Source organism: Methylobacterium sp. WL18 (genome assembly GCF_008040015.1).
GTDB lineage: Bacteria > Pseudomonadota > Alphaproteobacteria > Rhizobiales > Beijerinckiaceae > Methylobacterium > Methylobacterium mesophilicum.
This window is the reverse complement of record NZ_VRVD01000554.1, coordinates 1-3,118: the sequence shown is the minus strand read 5'-3', so window position 1 is coordinate 3,118 and position 3,118 is coordinate 1. Positions and strand designations below refer to the sequence as shown.

The 3,118-nt window shown below is 70.3% G+C and carries 3 protein-coding genes; all 3 read left to right on the top strand.

Annotated elements, in window-relative coordinates; translation table 11 throughout:
• The coding region (locus FV228_RS24855) for a DnaJ C-terminal domain-containing protein (protein ID WP_281406527.1) at nucleotides 1-649 on the top strand (649 nt) is incomplete at its 5' end.
• Nucleotides 650-850: 201 nt separating this feature from the next.
• Entirely contained in the window at nucleotides 851-1,489 is a 639-nt protein-coding gene (locus FV228_RS24850) for a phospholipid methyltransferase (protein WP_147856997.1), read from the top strand.
• A 251-nt stretch (nucleotides 1,490-1,740) separates the two neighbouring features.
• Nucleotides 1,741-3,118 (top strand): glucose-6-phosphate dehydrogenase (gene zwf, locus FV228_RS24845; RefSeq protein WP_147856996.1); only part of this gene is annotated, 1,378 nt, incomplete at its 3' end.

The following is a 3,118-nucleotide window of genomic DNA, read 5'->3' as shown; positions in this document are numbered from 1 at the left end:
CGCCTGCCCGACCTGCGCGGGCTACGGCCGGGTCCGGGCCGCGCAAGGCTTCTTCGCCATCGAGCGGACCTGCCCGAACTGCCACGGCCGCGGCGAGATCGTCGACGACCCCTGCGCCACCTGCCAGGGCGCCGGCCGGGTCAACCGCGAGCGCACGCTCTCGATCAACGTGCCGGCGGGCGTCGATGACGGCCTGCGCATCCGGCTGGCCGGCGAGGGCGAGAGCGGCCTGCGCGGCGGCCCGCCCGGGGACCTCTACGTGTTCCTGTCGATCAAGCAGCACGAGTTCTTCCAGCGCGACGGCGCCGACCTGTTCTGCCGGGTGCCGATCTCGATGGTGACCGCGGCCCTCGCGGGCGAGATCACCGTGCCGGTGATCGACGGCTCGCAGACCCAGGTGCGGATCCCGGCCGGGACGCAGACAGCCAAGCAGTTCCGGATCAAGGGCAAGGGCATGCCGGTGCTCCGCTCCCGGGAGGTCGGCGACCTCTACATCCAGGTCTTCGTCGAGACCCCGCAGAACCTGACCAAGCGCCAGCGCGAGCTGCTGCAGGAGTTCGATCAGTCGGCCTCGCCGGAGAACCACCCGGAATCGGCCGGCTTCTTCGCCAAGGTGCGGGACTTCTTCGGCAGCGCCGTTCGACCCTAGGATCGCCGATCCGACGCGCTCGCCGAGGCCGAACCGGCATCCCGGTCGGCGGCGCGCGGGTCGGGCCGGATCCGAACCCGCGCACGCCCGTTATGCATCCGGCGAGCGTGGCATGCTTACCCTAGGCGCCGGGCCGGCTTGACTGTAAGACGGCGCGTTGCCTTAGCCTTCCATTCCCATCGGCTTCGAGGAATCCAGGACTTGCCGCCGCTCCGCCGTCCCAGTGCGAAGGCCCCTGCCGCCAGGGGTGACCATCTTGGGCCGCGGCGCGACCCCCTGGAGGACGAAGCCCGCTTCCTCCGGTCCTGGTTCGAGCGGCCGCTCGTCACCGGCGCCGTGACCCCGTCTGGCAAGATGCTGGCCCGGACCATGGCGTCCTACGTCGATCCGCGCCGCGAAGGCCCGGTGGTCGAACTCGGCCCCGGCACGGGACCGGTCACGGAGGCGCTGATCCGCCGGGGCATCGCGCCCTCGCGCCTGATCCTGGTGGAGTTCAACCCGGATTTCTGCCGCCTGCTGACACGCCGCTTCCCGGGCGTGACCGTCATCCGCGGCGATGCCTACGACATGCGTGCGACCCTCAAGACGGCGCTGGCCCAGCCCGCCGCGGCGACGATCTCGAGCCTGCCGCTGTTCACCAAGCCGCTGGAGCAGCGTCTCGACCTGCTCAACGCCGCCCACGACCTGATGCAGCCGGGCGCGCCGTTCGTGCAGTTCACCTACGCGGTGGTGCCGCCGATCCCGGCCCGCTGCGAGGCCGGCAGCTACACGGCCGACCGCTCGAACCGGGTCTGGCTGAACCTGCCGCCCGCGCGAGTCTGGGTGTATCGCCGGCCGTAGGACACCTCTTGTCGCCACCAACTGTCCCATCGAGCCGAACGCCGCGCCGCGCGGAGGCCTGGGTTGCTTCGCTGCGCTGCAATGACGGGCCTGCATCGGACCGAGCCGTCGTTCAGCTCTTCATCCGGAGGCATGCGCCGCGGACCTTGCTGACGGTCCCCCCTCGTCTGGCGAAGCGTTTGCACCCAGGTTAGGTCAGTGCGGCGCGCCCGCCGCGCTGCACCCGCGCACGACACCAGGGAGCCGCTCTTTTGGCCACGATTATCCCCGTTGCCTCGTTCGACTGCGTCGTGTTCGGCGCCACCGGCGATCTCACGGCGCGCAAGCTGCTGCCGGCGCTGTTCTACCGGTTCCGGGACGGGCAGATCCCGCAGAGCAGCCGAATCATCGGCGCCTCGCGCTCGGAGCTGTCGACCGACGCGTTCCGGGAGCATGCGAGGGACGCGCTCAAGCGCTTCGTGCCCGCCTCGGACCTCGCCGAGGACGCGCTCCACGCCTTCCTCGACCACGTGGATTACGTGGCGGTGGACGGGGCCGGCGAGAGCGGCTGGGCCGACCTCGTGGCCAAGCTCGACGAGCGGCCCGACCAGGTCCGGCCCTACTACCTCGCCACCTCGCCCGACCTCTACGGCTCGATCTGCCGCAACCTCGCCTCGCACGGGCTCGTCGGCGAGAAGTCCCGGGTCGTGCTGGAGAAGCCGATCGGCAAGGATCTGAAATCCGCCCGCGCGATCAACGACGCGGTCGGCGAGGTCTTCCCCGAATCGCAGATCTTCCGGATCGACCACTACCTCGGCAAGGAGACGGTGCAGAACCTGCTCTCCCTGCGGTTCGCCAACACCATCTTCGAGCGGCTCTGGACCTCGGACGTGATCGACCACGTCCAGATCACCGTGGCCGAGACGGTCGGGGTCGAGGGGCGGGCCGGCTACTACGACACGTCGGGCGCGATGCGCGACATGCTGCAGAACCACATCCTGCAGCTGCTGTGCCTCACCGCCATGGAGAGCCCGCTCAACCTCGAGGCGAACTCCGTGCGCGACGAGAAGCTGAAGGTGCTGCGCGCGCTCAAGCCGATCACCGCCCACGACATCCAGTTCGCCACCGTCCGCGGCCAGTACGTGGCGGGCGCCGTCGACGGCAAGCCGGTGGAGGGCTACCTCGCCGAACTCGGCCACGAGAGCCGGACCGAGACCTTCGTGGCCATGAAGGTCGAGATCCAGTCCGGGCGCTGGGCCGGGGTGCCGTTCTACCTGCGCACCGGCAAGCGCCTGCCGCAGAAGCTGTCGGAGATCGTGGTCCAGTTCCGGGCCTCGCCGTTCTCGATCTTCCCCGAGGAGGCGTTCGGGCGCGAGCCGAACCGCCTCGTGATCCGCCTGCAGCCGCAGGAGGGCATGAAGCTCGAGGTGATGACCAAGGATCCGGGCCCCGGCGGCCTGCGGTTGCGCCCGACCGACCTCGACATCTCCTTCGAGGAGACCTTCAAGCAGCGCTACCCGGACGCCTACGAGCGCCTGCTGATGGACGTGGTCCGGGGCAACGCCACCCTGTTCATGCGCCGCGACGAGGTCGAGGCCGCCTGGGCCTGGGCCGACGGCGTGCTCAAGGCCTGGGCCGACCGCCCGGAGG